14 protein-coding genes are annotated in these 17,423 nt (G+C 48.4%); 10 read left to right on the plus strand and 4 right to left on the minus strand.

Going from position 1 to position 17,423, the window contains the following annotated elements; all coding sequences use genetic code 11:
• Positions 1-41: 41 nt before the first annotated feature.
• Entirely contained in the window at positions 42-1,055 is a 1,014-nt protein-coding gene (locus tag BN4314_RS05120) for a LacI family DNA-binding transcriptional regulator (protein WP_068540177.1), read from the minus strand.
• A 222-nt stretch (positions 1,056-1,277) separates the two neighbouring features.
• On the opposite strand from BN4314_RS05120, the gene BN4314_RS05125 reads away from it, so the two are divergent.
• The 7 genes from BN4314_RS05125 (at position 1,278) to gltA (ending at position 9,553) form a co-directional block, all read left to right on the plus strand.
• Positions 1,278-2,327, plus strand: a complete 1,050-nt coding sequence (locus BN4314_RS05125) for a Gfo/Idh/MocA family protein (RefSeq protein WP_232309720.1) — start codon at positions 1,278-1,280, stop codon at positions 2,325-2,327.
• Between the two features lie 38 nt (positions 2,328-2,365).
• Positions 2,366-3,286 carry a sugar phosphate isomerase/epimerase family protein gene (locus BN4314_RS05130; RefSeq protein ID WP_021735740.1) on the plus strand — a complete coding sequence of 307 codons (921 nt, stop codon included), beginning with the start codon at positions 2,366-2,368 and terminating at the stop codon, positions 3,284-3,286.
• A gap of 90 nt (positions 3,287-3,376) precedes the next feature.
• Positions 3,377-4,486, plus strand: a complete 1,110-nt coding sequence (locus BN4314_RS05135) for a substrate-binding domain-containing protein (protein ID WP_021735747.1) — start codon at positions 3,377-3,379, stop codon at positions 4,484-4,486.
• 67 nt (positions 4,487-4,553) lie between these two features.
• Entirely contained in the window at positions 4,554-6,083 is a 1,530-nt protein-coding gene (locus BN4314_RS05140; protein WP_068540179.1) for a sugar ABC transporter ATP-binding protein, read from the plus strand.
• Positions 6,083-7,111 carry an ABC transporter permease gene (locus BN4314_RS05145; RefSeq protein WP_021735772.1) on the plus strand — a complete coding sequence of 343 codons (1,029 nt, stop codon included), beginning with the start codon at positions 6,083-6,085 and terminating at the stop codon, positions 7,109-7,111. Before BN4314_RS05140 ends, BN4314_RS05145 begins: the two co-directional genes overlap by 1 nt.
• Before the next feature lie 208 nt (positions 7,112-7,319).
• A complete protein-coding gene (locus tag BN4314_RS05150; protein WP_021735688.1) occupies positions 7,320-8,162 on the plus strand; it encodes a sulfide/dihydroorotate dehydrogenase-like FAD/NAD-binding protein in 843 nt (280 codons plus the stop codon).
• Complete coding sequence (gene gltA, locus BN4314_RS05155; protein ID WP_021735754.1) at positions 8,150-9,553, plus strand: NADPH-dependent glutamate synthase; 1,404 nt, start codon at positions 8,150-8,152, stop codon at positions 9,551-9,553. Before BN4314_RS05150 ends, gltA begins: the two co-directional genes overlap by 13 nt.
• 337 nt (positions 9,554-9,890) lie before the next feature.
• On the opposite strand, the gene BN4314_RS05160 is transcribed toward gltA, so the two are convergent.
• From BN4314_RS05160 to galE, 3 genes are all read right to left on the minus strand, one after another.
• Complete coding sequence (locus BN4314_RS05160; protein ID WP_068540181.1) at positions 9,891-10,820, minus strand: peptidoglycan-binding domain-containing protein; 930 nt, start codon at positions 10,818-10,820, stop codon at positions 9,891-9,893.
• Entirely contained in the window at positions 10,821-11,879 is a 1,059-nt protein-coding gene (locus tag BN4314_RS05165) for a polyprenyl synthetase family protein (protein WP_068540183.1), read from the minus strand.
• Positions 11,880-12,006: 127 nt separating this feature from the next.
• Positions 12,007-13,074, minus strand: coding sequence for a UDP-glucose 4-epimerase GalE (galE, locus tag BN4314_RS05170; RefSeq protein ID WP_068540185.1), 1,068 nt, complete (start codon positions 13,072-13,074; stop codon positions 12,007-12,009).
• Positions 13,075-13,266: 192 nt separating this feature from the next.
• On the opposite strand from galE, the gene BN4314_RS05175 reads away from it, so the two are divergent.
• The 3 genes from BN4314_RS05175 to BN4314_RS05180 all read left to right on the plus strand — a co-directional run bounded on the left by BN4314_RS05175 (position 13,267) and on the right by BN4314_RS05180 (position 17,289).
• Complete coding sequence (locus tag BN4314_RS05175; protein WP_068540187.1) at positions 13,267-15,915, plus strand: acyltransferase family protein; 2,649 nt, start codon at positions 13,267-13,269, stop codon at positions 15,913-15,915.
• A gap of 680 nt (positions 15,916-16,595) precedes the next feature.
• Positions 16,596-16,832: a hypothetical protein gene (locus BN4314_RS08180; RefSeq protein ID WP_187369549.1), complete on the plus strand. Its 237-nt coding sequence runs from the start codon at positions 16,596-16,598 to the stop codon at positions 16,830-16,832.
• Position 16,833: 1 nt separating this feature from the next.
• Positions 16,834-17,289 (plus strand): hypothetical protein, encoded by a 456-nt coding sequence (locus tag BN4314_RS05180; protein ID WP_068540188.1) that lies wholly within the window; start codon positions 16,834-16,836, stop codon positions 17,287-17,289.
• Positions 17,290-17,423 lie beyond the last annotated feature (134 nt).

Here is a 17,423-nt window from a genome sequence, read left to right on the forward strand (position 1 = left end):
CTTGCTTACAGGTAGTTGGGACTGGTAAGAGGGCTTAATTTTTACCTGCACATGTGGGCTGTGGACTCACGAGAGATGAGTTCGGTTTGTAGGAGCATGGATGACACGCCCGATGATGTGCCACGAAGTCTTTCCAGCATTAAAGTGCAAGCTGAATATCCCATTTGATAGCGTGGCTGAGCAATGGTAGTGATAGACGGCGTGAGCATCATTGACGACTCAATATTGTCAAAGCCAACTACAGAAAGTTCTTCAGGGATTTTGATACCCATTTTGAGTGATGCACGAATAACAGCAGCTGCATATACATCAGAGCAGGTAAAGATGCCGTCAGGAATTTCATCCAAACCAAAAAGATGACTTGCTGCCGAATATGCAAGTGCATAACTATTGTCAGGGAGCTGCATGGTGTACTCGGGGCGGAGTTGCAGTCCATGCTCTTCGAGTGCCTCGACAAAACCTCGATAACGCTCGCGTGTGTATTTGTATGTCTCGGGCCCCCTCATGATTGCTAGTCGTGTGCATCCACAGCTTACAAGACAATCGACTGCTGTTTTTGCGGCCATTCGGTCATCGATACTGATGAATGGCAAATCTGCTGCAGGAGTGTATTCAGCACACTGCACCACAGGAAATTTCTTGTCGAGTTCGACAAGAAATTCCGCATCAGTAGGGCATAACATGATGACCCCTGATGCGTTGCAAGCCTCTAATGCCGCTATAAAGCGCTCAAAGCTACCTCTAGCGGGGGCTTCATAGCGGACAAGAATTTCGCTTCCTGCCATACGCGCGGCATCTTGGGCACCATGAACAATCTCACTATAAAAGGGATTATCAAACCAAGGTATGCACATAACAATAGGCCCGCGCAGTGTACGAGTAACACCACGTGTTGGAACTTCGTAGCTGTAGCCGAGACGTGCCATGGCAGCATGAACGTTACGTGCTGTTGCAGGGTCGACAATATCAGGGTGATGCATAACACGAGAGACGGTCGCTGGGGATACTTGAGCCTCTTTTGCCAACTGTGAGACTGTTACTTTTTTTGCTGCCATGACGGATTCCTTCGCCTGAACAGATGAGCTGATAAATTTTCAGCACCTATCTTTACATAAGAGGAACTCAAAATTACTCAGAATCTTTCATTTAGATGAAAATCATGAAAATTTACCATTAGCAGTAAAAAATTAGCCGTCTAACGATGAAAACGTGAAAAGTAATGAAAAGATATTCAAGATAAATGAAACAAAATGCTCATTATTTCATGAAATACATTCATGCGGATGGGAGAGCTTATGCTGAAGGCAGGGGTTATAGGATGCGGACGTATCGCTCAAACTCGTCATCTACCCGAATATGCCGCCCGTAAAGATGCCGAGGTATTGGGTGTATTTGATCAAAATTCCACCCGTGCAGCAGAGGTGGCCAAGCAATTTGGTGCTCAGGCATATTCCAGTGCAGAAGAGCTCATTGCAGATGATCAGATTGATGCTGTAAGTATTTGCACTGCCAATGAAACGCATGCAGAGCTTGCAATTGCAGCCCTTCGTGCGGGCAAACATGTTCTTTGTGAAAAACCCATGGGTACCACCTTGGAAGAGTGCGAAGCTATGGCAGCGGCTGCACGTGAAACTGGCAATCAGCTGATGATTGATCAAAACCAACGTATTGCTGCGGCTCATTGCCGTGCTCGACAGTTGATTGCTGAAGGTCGCATTGGAAAGCCGTTGAGCTTTTCTACAACTTTCGCTCATGGTGGCCCCGAAACTTGGAGTGTTACACCCGGCACTACGAGCTGGTTTTTTGATAAGAAGCGCGCATCTCTTGGTGCGATGGCGGACCTCGGTGTGCACAAGACCGATTTGATTCAGTATCTACTTGGCAGTACGGTAGTCGAGGTCAGTGCAAAGATTGCCACACTTGACAAGCGTACTCCCGATGGCGAGCTTGTGAGTGTTGATGACAATGCCCTGTGCATCTATTGCATGAGTGATGGTGTAATTGGCACTATGCGTGCTAGCTGGACCAACTATGGCCCTGAAGACAACTCGACGATTATTTACGGTGATGCAGGCGTCATGCATCTGTATGACGATCCCACGCATTCAATCGTGATTGATTTGCGCGATGGCACGCGCGAGCTATATGACCTTGATGTTATTCAAACCAATGACAATCAAACCTCTTCGGGCATTATTGATGCCTTTGTCGAAGGCATCAAAGATGGCACAGGTCCTCTTATTTCTGCAGAGAGCGTATTGCCCGCAATGAGGGCAGTATTTGCTGCAGTTGAATCTGACCGTCTTGGTAAGGCCATTCGGATTTAACACAAAGTACCTATAGTGCGAGAAGGGAGCAAAGCTTTATGAAATTAGGAATGCTCACCGCAATCCTTGATGATTACAGCTATGAGGAAGCAATTGATGCTGCAGCTGCATTGGGGTATGAATGTGTAGAGGTTGCATGTTGGCCCCAAGGCAAAGCAGAGCGGCGTTACGCAGGTACGTCTCATATTGATGCGGAGCGCATACTCACTGATGATGCTTATCGTGATCACGTAAAAAGCTATGTGGCTGAGAAGGGCATTGAGCTTTCAGCTTTGGGCTATTACCCCAACGTACTTGATCCTGATCCATATCGTCGCGAGGTATTTGTTGCTCATTTGATGGCACTTATCCATGCTGCAGCGCGTTTGGATGTGCCTGTTGTGACTACCTTTATTGGTCGCGATCAAAAGCTCAATGTTGAGGAAAATCTTGAACTCGTAAAGCAGGTTTGGCCGGCGATTATTAAAACAGCTGAGGATGAGGGCATCAAGATTGCTATTGAAAATTGCCCTATGCTTTTTGGTCCTGAGCAGTGGCCAGGAGGTCAAAATCTCTTTACTTCCCCAGAGATGTGGAAGCGTATTTTCGAGATTCTTCCATCCGAAAATCTTGGCATTAATTTTGACCCCTCGCATTTTGTGTGGCAACAGCTTGACTACGTCCGTGCTGTTAGGGAATTTGGCGACAAGATCTTCCATGTGCACTTCAAAGACATCAAGCTCCTTTCCGATGAGCTAGCGCGCGTAGGGGTGCTTGCCTATCCGTTGGAGTACATGGTCCCTAAGCTGCCTGGTCTTGGTGACGTTGATTGGGGCTCTTTTGTCTCGGCTTTAACTGAGGCGGGTTATAACGGCCCTGCTTGTGTAGAGATGGAAGACCGCGCTTTTGAGAGTAGCCGTCAAAAAGTAATCGATAGTCTTACGCTGGCACGTCGTTACATGTTGCAATTTGTTATTTAGGAATCACGCTCTCATCGATGATGGGGGCTTGAAGGGACAGGGATTGATCCTGCAATGATTGGCAGTAATGCTGACGAAAGGGAGAGAGAAATGATTCAACTTAACCGTCGTACATTCTTGGTGGGCGCAATGGGCACAAGCCTTGCTACGGCACTTGCAGCTTGCGGATCATCCAAAACTGCAGACAGTGGCTCTTCTGCGGGTAGCTCGGCTACTGGCTCGGGCAAGCATATTTATGTTTTGACCCCTTCTGAAGATCATGGCTGGACTGGTTCTGTCGCTACTTTTGCAAAAGCAAAGATTGAGGAGGTCAACAAAGCTGGTACATACGAGGCTGAGCTTATTACTTCCGACAATGCGGCAGACCAGATTAAGCGTGTCGAGGATATCCTTGCAGGAGACACCAGCAAGATTGCAGGTATTGTTATCCAGCCTATGGACGACACTCTGCAGGCAACCGTTCAGTCCATCGCCGATGCCAAGATTCCCTATGTCGCATTCGATCGCATTATTGATGCTGTTGCCTCTACAGCAGTCTCTAATGTCAAGGGTGATAACCAGGGTATCGGCGCTGGTTCTGCTGCTTGGTTTGTTGAAAATGGTCTCAAGCCTGGCGATGACGTCTATGTCTTTGAGGGCGATACCTCCTCTGTTACCACCCTGCGTAATGAAGGTTTTACCAAGTATTTGACGGGTGATCTTGATTTTGATGGTGCTTCCATTGACAGTGCCGCAAAGTGGAGCGAGGACGATCTCAAGCACATTGCCAAGTCTGGCGCTACAAACTGGAGTCGTTCTGATACCAAGGCAGATTTCGAATCTTTGCTGGGTGATGAGGCAAATGCAAAGATCAAGTGGTGGTATTGCGAGGATGACGAGCTGGCTATGGGCATCCTTGAGGCCCTCAACGGTGGCGGTATTTCCGATTCCGCTAAGAAGACTTTCTTTGAACAGAAGCCTTTCATCACAGGTTGCGGTGGTCTCGATGAGCTCTATGAAGTTCTGCGCGGCAACTCTTACCAAGACATCGTTGCCAAGATTGGTGGCCTCATGTCTGTCACCTACTCGCCTTCCATGATTCAGACTGCAATCCAGGACCTTATCGATAGTCTTGATGGCAAGGATGTCGAGCAGGATCACGTTATCGAGTGCCATAACGTTACTGCTGAAAATGTTGCTGACTTCAAGTCCTTCAAGTAAGTAGCACGATGTACGACACGGGTGGGGTCCCTCTGCTCCACCCGTGTACTTTTTGGGAGGAGAGTGCATGAGCCTGCTTGAAATGCGTGGCATCAAAAAAGCATTTAATGGAATTGACGTGCTTAATGGTGTAGACCTTACGGTGGAACGCGGAGAGGTCCATGCCCTGCTTGGTGAAAATGGAGCAGGTAAATCCACACTGATGAATATCCTGACGGGAGTTTATTTCTCCGATGCTGGTACGGTGAACTTTGATGGTCAAAACCTTACAGGTTTATCAATTCGTGATACCGAAGCTGCAGGCATTGCCTTTGTGCATCAGGAACTTAGTTTGTTTAATGATCTTAAGGCTTATGAGAATATTTACCTTGGCAAGGAGATAATCAACCGTTTTGGTACATTGCAACACCGGCAAATGGCAAATGCTGCAGATGAGCTCTTTGCACGATTGGGTGTAGATATTGATCCTTACGCGGAAGTTTCTGAGCTCAAAACCAGTCAAAAGCAATTGCTTGAGATTGCAAAGGCACTCTTTTTTGATGCAAAACTCCTCGTTCTTGATGAGCCGACAACTGCACTCAACAATGAAGAAGTAGAGCATCTCTTTCAGATTGTGCGCAAGCTCAAGGAAAAGGGCACAGCATTTATTTTTATCTCCCATAAAATGCCAGAGATTTTTGAACTCTGCGACAGTTATACCGTCCTGCGTAACGGAAGCTTTGTGACATCAGGCAAGATTGCTGATACAACACCTGCTCGTGTGACGGGACATATGGTGGGTAGCGAATTGCGCCAAGGCGATGTGTATGTGGCTCGCGCTCTGGGCGATACAGTGCTGTCACTTAAAGATTTTTCAGGTCCAGGATTTGCTCATATCAATCTTGAACTACATCGAGGCGAAGTTGTGGGCTTCACAGGACTGCAGGGGTGTGGGAGTAGCGAACTCATGCAGTGCATGTTTGGTGCAACCTCACCCACCTCAGGCACAATTGAGATGAACGGGAAGCGATTGTCTGGTGGGTCTATCCATGAGGCAATGCGCTCTGGTATCGCTATGCTTGCCTCAAACCGTAAGGAAAACTCCTTGCTTCCAGACTTGTCGTTGCTTGAGAATATGTATGTCTCCGAGCAGGTACTTTCTGCTCGCCACTTTAACATCAAGTATGCAGAAGAAGAGCAAAAATTTGCCAATTACCGGGAGTCGCTGGGTATTAAATGCAATAACAGCGAGGATTTGATTACCGCGCTTTCTGGTGGTAATCAGCAAAAAGTTTTTGTGGCACGTTGGCTCAATACGGATGCGCAGGTTTTGCTTTTTGATAACCCCACGCAGGGCATTGACGTGGGTGCCAAGGCAGAAATATATCGACTCATTCTTACACTTGCTGAGCAAGGTAAAACTATTGTCATCAATACACTTGAGATTCCCGAAATCCGTCAAGTAGCAGATGCATGCTATGTCTTCTACGAAGGCTCGATTATCAAGGCGCTTTCTCATCAGAAAATTGAAGAGCATACCGTGATGTTATATTCCACCAATTCCCTTGCCGCAGAGGCGACGGGTGGCAACAAGACCAAGTGGCAGGAGGAACACTAATGGCAATAAATACTAAGGGAGGGACTTTACTTGGCTCTCTCAAGAAGTACGGCTATATTTTGGTTTTCTTGGTCATCTATCTGGTGTACGCCAGTGCAAGCGGCGGTTTGAGCATCGCATCTTCAATGAACATTTTGCGTCATAGTGCAGTTATTGGCTGCGTGGCAATTGGTATGGGCGTAATTTGCTTGACAGGTGATATTGATTTGAGCGTAGGCTCTATGCTGGCACTTGTTGCAGGTTTTGCAGTAGTAGCGTTCAATGCTACAGGCTCCATTATTGTGACGCTGCTCTTTGCGCTTGTCTTTGGCGCTCTGCTCGGCTTTATTAATGGCGTGTTGGTGGGCGTGGTAAAAATGCCTGCCTTTATTGCGACTCTTGCAACGATGCTTATTTATCGTTCTCTATCTCAGTATTTTTGCCAACACCTGCCGGCAGAGCTTATTGGAAACGGTAGTTCAGTTTATCGCATGTCTGCAAGTATTCCTTCTTATCAAGGACTCTATGGCTTTGGTAATGGCAAGCTTGGAGTTATCCCCATCGTAGGTATTGTGCTGATTGCTCTGGCTGTTGTCTTTGTATACGTGAGCGGTTTTACTAAATTTGGCAAGAAGATTTATGCCGTAGGATCTAACGCTAAGGCAGCTCAACTAGCGGGTATTAATGTCGCTCTTATGCGTACTCTTGTATTTACCCTTTCGGGTGTCCTGGTAGGTTTGGGTGCTTTTCTTTGGATTGCAATGAACGCTTCTGCTGATCCTGCAACTACAGGCAGTGGCTATGAGATGTACGCTATTGCCTCTGTTGTCCTTGGTGGCGTCAGCATGGCTGGAGGCCGAGGTACCTTCCTTGGGGTGCTTTTTGGCACACTTTCTTACGATGTTATCGACAAGATTATCATCGCCCTCAAGATGGATTCTCTTATCAACAATTCGATTAAAGGCGTCATCTTAATTTTGGTTATTCTGATTCAAATTTCAGCCCCCGAAATCCGTGCATGGTTCGTGTCGCGTCGTAAGTCTGCTTAAGGCGAAATACCACTATTTAACTAGGCTTTTTCATTTTTACCTCCTTCCTTAGGTTTAGCAATTTTGGGGAGGAGGTAGGGTGTTTTTGGACGTATTGCCTTAAGGGGAACCGCGCCTTTGCGTTACAATCTTTATGTTGTGTGGTTCGATCGGCGCGGGGGACGTGCGGATCGAATTGAGATGCTGCGAAGGAGAGGAGCCCTGCGCTATGTACAAAATCCTCGATAAGACGCAGTTCTCGGAGAAGGTATTCAAGTTCCGCATTGAGGCACCCAAGATGGCCAAGCACTGCAAGGCTGGTCAATTCCTGATGGTGCGTGCAAACGAGACGGGCGAGCGTGTGCCCTTCACTTTTGCGGATTGGGATGCTGACGAGGGCTGGGTTGAGTTCATCTTCATGGTAATTGGCAAGACCACCATGATGCTATCGACGTATCAGATCGGTGACATTATTCAGGATGTTACTGGTCCTTTGGGACGACCCAGCGAGTTTGAGGATGGTGTTTGGACGGTTATTGGTGGTGGCGTTGGCTTGGCTATCGCATTCCCCATTACCCGCCAGCTCGTCAAGACTGGTCATGAAGTTCATGCCATCATGGGTGCTCGTACCAAGGATTTGCTGTTGCTTGAGCCTCAGTTCCGTGAGATTCTCGACGACGAGCATGTTCACATCACCACCGATGACGGCTCCTATGGTGAGCAAGGCGTTGTCACCGCACCGCTTGAGCGTCTCCTGCAGGCTGGCCAGACGGATCACGTCTTCTGTGTAGGTCCCGTGCCGATGATGAAGTTCTCTGCTTTGACTGCCGAGAAGTACAACACGCCGATTACAGCTTCTTTGAATCCCATTATGGTTGATGGCACTGGTATGTGCGGTTGCTGCCGTGTTGAGGTTGGTGGCAAGACCAAATTTGCGTGCGTTGATGGCCCTGACTTTGATGCAACCAAAGTAGACTGGAATGACCTGCGTGCTCGTCAGGCTGCATACCGCACCGAAGAGGGTCAGGCCATGAAGGCCTATGAGGAGGCGAATTGCGCATGCCAGAAGTAAAGGGTCGTTACATTCCTGATATGAAGACGCCGCGTGTTCCTGCTAATGAAGAGCCGGCACTTGAGCGTGCTCGCGACTTCCGTCCCGTTGATAAGGGCTATACCGAGGACATGGCAGTTACCGAAGCTAATCGTTGCCTCGATTGCAAGCGTCCATTCTGTGTTGAGGGCTGTCCTGTCAACATCAATATTCCCAAATTCATCGAAGCCATCCGTAAGCGTGAGTTTGGTCATGGTCTGGATGTCATCCATGAAGACTCCATGCTGCCTGCCATCTGCGGTCGAGTCTGCCCGCAAGAGAGTCAGTGCGAGGGTAAGTGCATTCGTGGCAAGAAGGGCGAGCCTGTAGCAATTGGTCAGCTTGAGCGCTTCTTGGGCGACCGTCCTGAGCTTGCTTCTGCTCCTGTCAAGAAGCCTGCCAATGGCAAGAAAGTTGCCATTATTGGCTGTGGTCCTTCCGGCATTACCTGTGCTGGTGAGCTTGCTCGTGAGGGCTTTGACGTTACCGTGTTTGAGGCCTTCTTTACTGGCGGTGGCGTTTTGGTTTATGGCATTCCTGAGTTCCGTCTTCCCAAAGCAGTTGTCAAGCGCGAGATTGATGGCCTTGAGGAACTTGGTGTCAAGTTCGAGTACAACTCGGTGGTTGGTCGTATCACCGATGCCCAGGAGCTCTTTAACCAAGGCTTTGACGCCCTCTACATTGCACTTGGTGCAGGTCTGCCCAAATTCCTGAACGTTCCTGGTGAGAACCTGCCCAATGTCTTTTTTGCAAACGAGTACCTTACCCGTGTCAACCTCATGAAGGCAAGCCAGTTCCCTGAGTACGACACGCCTACCAAACACGGTAAGCATGTCGTAGTCTTTGGTGGCGGAAATGTTGCTATGGACTCTGTCCGTACTGCTTTGCGTCTGGGTGCTGATGAGGTTACCCTTTGCTACCGTCGTACCGAGGCCGAGATGCCTGCACGTCGTGCTGAGGTGCTCCATGCCAAAGCTGAGGGTGTCAAGATTCATGAGCTTGTCTCACCTCTGGAGTTTATTGCTGGTGAGGACGGCTCTGTCAGTGGTGTCAAGGTTCAAAACATGCAGCTTGGCGAGCCAGATGAGTCCGGTCGTCGCCGTCCTGAGCCTATCGAGGGCGACACGGAGATTATTCCTTGCGATGTTGCCGTGTCCGCAATTGGCACTAACGCTAACCCCTTTGCCGAGATGGTTGGTGATTATGACCTCAACAAGTGGGGCTACATTGCCGCCGATGAGGACGGTCGTACTTCCGATCCTCGTATCTGGGCTGGTGGCGACGTTGTTACTGGTGCCGCTACGGTTATTTTGGCAATGGGCGCTGGCAAGAAGGCCGCTGCAAGCATGACCAAGGCTCTGCTTGGCGAGTAAAGCTTCACGCTATTTATCTAGGTAGGTCAGGCGGGACTCGCAGACGCGAGTCCCGTTTTTTATGGCTGTCTATCTGGTTTTCTGCATTTTTTGCAGGCAAATTGCTGAGATAAAGCCAACCTAGCCTCACTTATTCTTTGACCAGCCCTCATAAGCGTTGCAACCTCAGGTTGCAACGCTTTCCATCTACCTGCACTTTTGTATAAATAAGCAGGTAGATGGCTATGACGAATATTCGTTGCAAGCAGAGGTTGCAACGAATACAAAAGGGATTTGCAATAAAAAAGCTCCAGTCTCAGACTGGAGCAGAGTAGAGCTTGGGATGAGAAAAGCAAAGCTAGTGTGCCTCAGGCAAAGCAAAGGCAGCACAGATTGCATCCAGCAGCATGACAGCAAAGGTCTGAGAGTCGCTCGCAGTAAAACTGCCGTCATATCCTAACTGGAGCGGCAACTCAATGCGAAGGACTTGTGGCTCCTTGTGTTTGTGTGTGACATCCAAAGCAACGCGGATACGCATGGGCAGCGCATCTACATCATCCATCGTTACATTTTGGATGGATGAGTCAGTGGGTAGTGGTGTTGTGGCCACAATAAAGAGCACATCAATATCTGAGCGAGCGTCATCAGGAGTATTGATAAGTTCAAGACCGCTCTCTTCAGTTGTAGCAGAAGCGAGGTTCCATACGCGTCCTGCAATATTACGAGAGATGGGTTCTTCGCCAGTAATCTGTATGCTCATCGATTCCAGTACATCTGCTGCGCGCGCAAAGCCCATACCACCCATAGGATGCGGGTCAGAAGCAGGCTTGCCGCCCCATACATGATGCAGACGATCAATAGCCTCAAAGGTATCTTGGAAGCACATGCCATCGGCAAGAGCCCCCTGGCTTTCTTGGAATTGCTTTACCGCAGACTCAGTGTAGGCGCCATAGTATCCATCAGCCTCTCCGCAAGAGAAGCCCAAGATATTAAGACGTGTTTGCAACGTACGCACATCGGAGCCATGAAACTTGGGCAACCTTAGGTAGAGCGTACGGTCACCGAGCTGGTAGCTTTCATCTACCAAAGCAGACCATGTTTCGGTATCGATGCAACTATCGAGTGTTAGCCCCTGCGCCAGACGAAAACGACCCACGGCTGTTGCGGTAGAAGGACCAAAACGACGAGCCTCAAGTTCGGCTGCATCAATCTGCTGACCGGTAGCAACTAGGCGCTCCTGGATGTCCTCCACGGCGGCGCCAGTCGCGCCCTCGCGAATGGGTTCCATTTATGCACTCCGTTCAATAAAGAAATCTGCCATAGAAAGCAGGGTGGCACGCGCCTCTTTGGCAAACATAGCGCCATCCAGCTTGAGTTTTGCTGTAGCAATCAGGCGAGCAGCCTCCTGCCGTACATAGTCAATCGATCCCGCCTCTTGCATGAGTTCGACTGCATATTTGAGTTTAGCAGCATCGGCTGTGTGGGACTTAAGAATCTGTAGTAGTTCTCCCTGCTTTTCTTCAGGAAGATGCGTAAGTGCATGAACCACTGCAAGCGTGCGCTTTCCCTCGGTGATGTCACTGCGGAAGTCCTTGCCTTGTGCTGTGGCATCACCTATGAGGTTAAGCAGGTCATCGGCCAGCTGGAATGCTAGGCCTGCTGCCATACCAAATTCTCTTAGTGCTTTGACTTGTTCAGGACTACCTCCGCCACAAATAGCGCCTACGGCCAAAGGTACTGCCCCTGAGTAATACGCAGTCTTATGTTGCGCCATGTATAGATAATCTTCGGGCGTAATATCCCAGCGCTCATCACGCACCCAGCCTAGGTCAAGCGCCTGTCCCTCGACCGTCATACGCTCCATGCGTACAATCTCGCTGATGGCACGCAATGTTACCGCGTCCGGCAGGCTGCTGTGAGCAAGCATATCGCTTATGACTTCTACTAACGCGAGGTCTCCTACGTTTATTGCAATCCCGATGCCTTCACTTACATGCACGCAGGGTTTGCCCCGTCGAGTCTCTCCTTGATCGGCAATATCATCGTGAATCAGCGCGGCACTCTGAAAATTTTCAATTGCGCAGGCAAAGGGTAGCGCCCGTGTGGCATCTCCCCATACTGCCTCACAGCCAAGCAGACAGAGCGCAGGACGTGTTCTTTTGCCTCCGCGTGCGGTAAATTCTGCGAGTGGCTCATAGAGATAACGCTCTAAGTCATCATGCTGGCTACCAGCAGCTGCATGTGGTGCATGAGTTGTGAGGTAGTCTTCGATGATAGGCAGGCTCCGACGTAAATATGCAACAAAACGACCAGGTTCGGGTTGTACACTCGCTGCATGTGAAGTCATATTTCGCCTGCTTTCTTATTGTCGTAAATAGTTCAGTTTTTAGTTTAGAACTCAATTTTAGCGTATGCCTGCTGTGTGCTGCGAAAGCTGACAGTTATACCGTTTGTAGCTGTCAGAGGGGCAGTAGCTACTCCTTGCTCTCAGACTCATAGCCATTGGGGTTGTTGCTCTGCCAATTCCAGCTATCGCGGCACATATCATCAAGGTTGTATTTTGCCTTCCAGCCCATCTTTTGCTCTGCTTTACTGCAATCTGCATAGTTGGCAACAACATCGCCTGCGCGGCGGGGACCAATCTTGTAAGGTAATTCTTTTCCACAAGCGCGTGAGAAGGCATGCACTACATCCAACACAGAAGAACCCTTACCCGTACCGAGGTTAAAAATCTCTACACCCGTACAGCCGTTCATCCAAGCAAGAGCCGCCACATGACCTGAGGCGAGATCCATCACATGGATATAGTCGCGGACGCCAGTGCCGTCAGGCGTGGGGTAGTCATCACCCCAGATACGGATGTATTCGCGTTTGCCCACGGCAACTTGTGCGACATAAGGTACAAGGTTGTTGGGAATTCCTTTGGGATCTTCGCCCATAAGCCCTGAGGGATGAGCGCCAATGGGATTAAAGTAGCGAAGCAAAACGACATCCCACTCGGAATCTGCCACGTGCAAATCGCTTAGGATTTGTTCGATCATCCATTTGGTCCAGCCATAGGGATTAGTGGCAGGTTTTTTAGGACTGTTTTCGGTGAGCGGCAATGTGTCGGGTTCACCATAGACGGTAGCTGAGCTGGAAAAAATTATGGACTTGCAGCCGTGATCGCGCATGACTTCAACGAGGTTAAGCGTATTGCCCAGATTGTTCTTGTAGTATTCGATGGGTTTTTCGACGGACTCACCTACAGCTTTGTAGCCGGCAAAGTGAATAACACGGTCAATCTGATTGTCCGTAAAGATGGTATCCATGGCCTTGCGGCTATTAACATCGGCCTCATAGAAGGTCAGACGGCTAGCTGCTTCATCGCCGACAATCTCGTCAATGCGATCGATAACGATATCAGAGGCATTGGATAGATCATCCACAACAATAACCTTATAGCCTTGCTGCAACAGTTCGACTACGGTATGGCTGCCAATGAAGCCTGCGCCGCCAGTAACGAGTACACACGTATCCTTGGGATTTTTCTTCTGACCCATGTCTGCTCCTTGATGAGATAAGAGTAAAACCTCGCTAGAAAGAGTATACATGCGCACGGTATTGGTAACGCGAGGAGCTGTAATGGACATTTTTCCGATACGTAGAACAGCCAAAGTTTACTTATGAGGTATTTTGAGTTGTTGACCTGCTACCATAGCGAAGTATCAAAGCTTAAATGATGGAGGCGTGACGTGAATCAGCGTATGGAACCAGATGGCTCTCGCGGTAATGGCTCTCAAAGCTCAAGTACCCGCAGGACTCATACGCCACGCCGCAGCGCTCGTGAAGCCGAAGAACGCCGTCGCACTCGTCGTAATGTGCGCCGACAAGAAGAACATCAAGGTCTATTTGCGCACAGGGGTATACGACACTCTCAGCGTGAGCCACAAGCAAAACAGGAGGCTCGTGATTTGCCTAGAGAAGAAAGACTGAGCGTTCGTCAGATGAGAGATGTCGCTACATCTGCCATCACCAATAGTGCTTCTCCATACGGAGAAGGGCCTGATGCTATCTCGCGTAATAAAAGGCTGCGTGTTGATGCGCTCGATGGTCTGCGTGCGATTTGTGCATTTGCCGTTATTGCGTATCACATGGGTATTAAGTGGATGTCGGGTGGCTTGCTGGGCGTTACGGTTCTCTTTGTGCTTTCGGGCTACCTAGCAACTGATAGCGTGATGAGTGAATTTGCTCGTAACAAGGGGCGTTTTGATATCAAAGCTTATTTTCTGCGTCGTGTTCGCAGGCTGATGCCGCAAGCTATACTTTGTGTAGTGGCGACTGCGGCACTTTGTACGTTGTTTAACCATATTTTGCTGACAAAAATGCGACCTGATGTTATTCCGTCTTTGCTGATGGTGCTAAATTGGTCAAAAATTTTGACGAAGGTTTCTTATTTTGCAGCTGCGGGTGCTCCTTCACCACTGACACATTATTGGTCGCTGGCCATTGAGTGGCAATTCTTTTTGGTGTGGCCACCGCTTTTGTATCTTTTGATGCGCCGGCGTGTGCCCAAGCGCCATATTCGCATTGCCCTGCTTGTGTTGGCGGCTATTTCTACAGCATTGATGGCTATTCTTTATACGCCTGGAGCGGACCCGTCGCGTGCTTACTATGGTACTGATACACGTGCAATGAGCCTGATTTTGGGTTGCTGGCTTGCTTTCAAACTGCCGCTTCGCAAGACCGCATCAGCGGTTGCTGAGGGTAAAAATCGCCGGATTGCCGAGCTGGCAGGAGCCCTGTCTATCGCAGCACTGCTTGTCATGATGGTATTTACTGAAGGATATACCTCATTTTCCTATTACGGCGGTGTCGCGCTTGCATCTGTGGTGAGTGTTATTGCTATTGCGGCTCTGCTCCCTTCGGGAACTATCATTTCCAAACTGCTCTCCCTGCTGCCTTTTGTGTGGCTGGGTCAGCGCTCTTATGCTCTTTACCTCTGGCATTACCCCATAGTTTTGCTGTTCTCAAATTTTAATTCGACGTCGGGTACGCCCTGGTGGTCATATGTGTTACAGCTGGCACTTACCTTACTTGCGGCCGATTTGACCTACCGTGTTGTCGAGCAGCCTTTAGGCAAAAAAGGAACGCTTACGGCAACGATTGCAAACTTTTTTGACGAAGTGCGTGAGCATGGAGCTGCGTTGGCGTTCAAGCAGCGTGCACTGATAATTGCACCAGTGACTTTGACATTGCTTATTGCAGTGTTTGGTTTGGCGCTGGTGCCTGCCGCTGATGCGGCAGGTGGTAAGTCTGGAGAAGATCAAGTAGTAGCTGCTTCTCTGCGTACTCCTACCGCCGATGGTGTTTACGATGTGGTGCTTGTAGGCGATTCTGTGCCCTTGGATGCCTACGACCAGCTTGCAGAGGTTTTCCCCAAAGGGCTGATTGATTGTAAGATTTCTCGCCAGATGGATGCGGGCATTAAAGTACTTAAAGGTTATATTGACCAAGGTGTTGTAGGCGATACCGTGGTGAGTTGTCTTGGTTCTAACGGTGCGCTTGAGGAAGCAGAGCTTAATCAGCTGCTTGAGCTTGTCGGTGATAAGCGTACGCTTTGGTTGGTCAACAATCGTATGAAAGATAGTTGGCAAGATGCCAATAACCAGCTAATTAGCAAGTTTGCTGAAGCTCATGACAATGTGAATGTTATTGACTGGTATGACCACAGCAAGGGTCATGACGATTGGGTTTGGCAAGATGGTGAGCATGTGACACCTGAGGGTGCAGTAGCGTACGCCCAGCTCATTAAGAAGTCGATGAATTATGAGACACCCACCAAGGAAAATACGACCTATTCGACACTGGTGGTTGGCGATACCGTAGCCTTGGATGCCACAGATGAGCTAGCGGCCGCCTTCCCACAGGGTGCAATTGACTGTGCCGAGGGTCGCGGCTCCAAGTCCACACATGAGACAATTACAAGTTATCTCAAAAAGAAGGTTGTTGGATCTAACGTTGTAGTTGCTGTTGGCGCTGAGTCTGTTTTGGTGAAAAATGAGCTCGAGAAATTGATTGATGAATTAGGCAAAGATTGCAAAATTTGGCTGGTAAGCGTTCGCTCGTCGGGTCCTTGGCAAGATGGTAATAACAAGCTGTTAAAGGGGATAGCTGAAGCTCACGACAACGTGCAGCTTATTGACTGGTACAAGGCGAGCGCAGGTCACGATGAGTACTTTGCGGGTGATGGTGCTCATCTCAGTAAGGGCGGCGCCAAGGCATACGCACAACTTGTAAGTGATGCTGTGGGCGACACGGCGGGTGCATCCAAGGATAAGGGCTCTGCTGATGCGGGAACAGATGCCAATACCAATGCGGATGCCGATTCCCAGAAGGCTTAACGTCCAAGCGAGTGGTAATCTGCCTTGGCTCTGTACTTTTCGATCTTATATCGCTTGGTTGCCTGGTTGCCGCTTTGCTTGGCTTCTGCTCCTACAGAGGGTTCATCTTTCTGTGGTCATCACGCTAGATGGTTCACGTTTCGGATGCTTTTCGATAGATGGTTCGTTTCTCGGTCTAGAGGAAAATTTGACCTGCGGTTTTGTGGAGCCTGACTCCGAAGGACGAACCATCTGCGATAGTACTGTAGGGAACAAGAAGAGCTCGGTGGTAGTAAAGTAATTCTAGGCAGATATTGATGCTGACAAGTTATATGTCAGCTATGATGGCAAAAATTTCGAGCCTTACGAAAAAATTTCTAATATACGCGTGACATATCTGGCAGATTCCTAATAGCAAGTAATTTTTGTTCTATAGCCCTGAAACGCTGATAATACAAATACGGACCTGAGCTTAGCTTATCTTTTCAAAAGATGTTTATAAAAATTTATGATGGGCTCAACTGTTGTATTTACTTGTGGCATCTATACATTTGTACTTCTGTGTTAACCGTTTACCGAACTAAACAGTACATATGCAGATATATTCTGTTAACGAAAATTATACTAAGTTAACTATAAGATACTTATAGTATGTTTTTAAGCTATTTGAGAGGAGAAGTGAGACATCCTTTGGTTTTCCGTTGAAATACGGAAGCACTATTGGTGTTTCAGTTTCTTTTGCTCGCGCTAATGCGGTTTCTGGTGTAACGGTTCGCATTCCCGCTGGCGGACGTAAGAAAGTAAAAATGAATTTAGAATACGTTTCCACACCATATACAGTTTATCGTGTTGATTCGAATGGAAAAAAACATTTCTATACGCGTAATCATTCTTTCCCAATTGTTTGCGGGCATGATTACAGAGTAGTGAAGGCTTAATATGTTCAAGAACATAACAAAGCAAAACGCATTGCTCCTATGTATCACTGCTGTGGTTTCAATAGTTATTACTTTTCTTGTAATGATGTTTATAGGGAAAGGTGTGGTGCTTAACTACATCGCCACAGGTGCACTCGAGGGGTATTCCTTGAAGGGGACATATGCTGTTGGAACAGAAATAGATAACTCTATTTATTTTGAAACTAAAGAAGACAGTCGTATCGTCACGTGGGGTGCACGGACTCCTGACACCGACTATGTGACGGGGACTGCGGAGCAAACTGATGACCCAAATATTTATGTATTGCTTGATGAAAAAGGCAGCTTTTATGCTTTAGCTCACCTAGCTTATGAAAGGAATAACACTGGCAAGTTGTTTGTCAGCTATGATGGCAAAAACTTCGAGCCTTATGAAAAAATTTCCAATATACGCGTGACATATACAGCAGAACCCTAATGGCCCGTAATCTTTACCTTGCTTAGTTTTTCGATTGTGGCGAGGTATGCGTTAAAATCAGGCATGCTTTATGTTCTACGGATCAAAAAAGCAGGGACGAAACACTCTTCGCCCCTGCTTTTGTCTGCTATGAC

The organism is Olegusella massiliensis, assembly GCF_900078545.1.
GTDB lineage: Bacteria > Actinomycetota > Coriobacteriia > Coriobacteriales > Atopobiaceae > Olegusella > Olegusella massiliensis.

Coding starts and splice junctions, on each gene's coding strand:
- BN4314_RS05120 (WP_068540177.1), bottom strand. CDS start 1,055: ATGGCAGCAAAAAAAGTAACAGTCTCACAGTTGGCAAAAGAGGCTCAA.
- BN4314_RS05125 (WP_232309720.1), top strand. CDS start 1,278: ATGCGGATGGGAGAGCTTATGCTGAAGGCAGGGGTTATAGGATGCGGA.
- BN4314_RS05130 (WP_021735740.1), top strand. CDS start 2,366: ATGAAATTAGGAATGCTCACCGCAATCCTTGATGATTACAGCTATGAG.
- BN4314_RS05135 (WP_021735747.1), top strand. CDS start 3,377: ATGATTCAACTTAACCGTCGTACATTCTTGGTGGGCGCAATGGGCACA.
- BN4314_RS05140 (WP_068540179.1), top strand. CDS start 4,554: ATGAGCCTGCTTGAAATGCGTGGCATCAAAAAAGCATTTAATGGAATT.
- BN4314_RS05145 (WP_021735772.1), top strand. CDS start 6,083: ATGGCAATAAATACTAAGGGAGGGACTTTACTTGGCTCTCTCAAGAAG.
- BN4314_RS05150 (WP_021735688.1), top strand. CDS start 7,320: ATGTACAAAATCCTCGATAAGACGCAGTTCTCGGAGAAGGTATTCAAG.
- gltA (WP_021735754.1), top strand. CDS start 8,150: ATGCCAGAAGTAAAGGGTCGTTACATTCCTGATATGAAGACGCCGCGT.
- BN4314_RS05160 (WP_068540181.1), bottom strand. CDS start 10,820: ATGGAACCCATTCGCGAGGGCGCGACTGGCGCCGCCGTGGAGGACATC.
- BN4314_RS05165 (WP_068540183.1), bottom strand. CDS start 11,879: ATGACTTCACATGCAGCGAGTGTACAACCCGAACCTGGTCGTTTTGTT.
- galE (WP_068540185.1), bottom strand. CDS start 13,074: ATGGGTCAGAAGAAAAATCCCAAGGATACGTGTGTACTCGTTACTGGC.
- BN4314_RS05180 (WP_068540188.1), top strand. CDS start 16,834: ATGTTCAAGAACATAACAAAGCAAAACGCATTGCTCCTATGTATCACT.